The sequence below is a fragment of the Nonomuraea mesophila genome, assembly GCF_004352805.1.
In the GTDB taxonomy this organism is placed as follows: Bacteria; Actinomycetota; Actinomycetes; order Streptosporangiales; family Streptosporangiaceae; genus Nonomuraea; species Nonomuraea longispora.
This window is the reverse complement of record NZ_SMLD01000414.1, coordinates 1-625: the sequence shown is the minus strand read 5'-3', so window position 1 is coordinate 625 and position 625 is coordinate 1. Positions and strand designations below refer to the sequence as shown.

The 625-nt window shown below is 67.5% G+C and carries 1 pseudogene; it reads right to left on the bottom strand.

Features of this window, described 5'->3' with window-relative positions:
• A pseudogene (locus tag E1295_RS48340) lies at positions 1-625 on the bottom strand (DNA-directed RNA polymerase subunit beta); the annotation flags it as partial.

Below are 625 nucleotides of genomic sequence, written 5' to 3'. Positions count from 1 at the left end.
CGCCACCAGCAGGTTCTTGCCGAGCGCCATCTCACCCTGGTCGGTGCACGGCCCGTCGGCGATCACCTGGTTGACCTCGACCCGGTCGCCCTCGGCGACGATGGGCTTCTGGTTGAACGAGGTGCCCATGTTGGAGCGCTTGAACTTCGCCACCCGGTACGTCGTCTGCGTGCCGTCGTCGTTGATGACGGTGACGTAGTCGGCCGAGACCTCCTCCACGACCCCCGCCTTCTCGGCGGTGACCATGTCGCCCGTGTCGGTCGCGGCACGGTATTCCATGCCGGTGCCGACCAGCGGCGCCTCGCTCTTGAGCAGCGGCACCGACTGCCGCATCATGTTGGCGCCCATCAACGCCCGGTTGGCGTCGTCGTGCTCGAGGAAAGGGATCATCGCGGTGGCCACCGACACCATCTGGCGCGGCGACACGTCGATGTAGTCGACCTCCTCGGCACGGGCCAGCTCGGTCTCGCCGCCCTTCGTCCGCACCAGGACGCGCGCCTCGGCGAACGTGCCGTCGGGGTTGAGCACGGTGTTGGCCTGCGCCTTGACGAAACGGTCTTCCTCGTCGGCGGTCAGGTAGTCGATCTGGTCGGTGACCTTGCCGTCGACGACCTTGCGGTAGGGC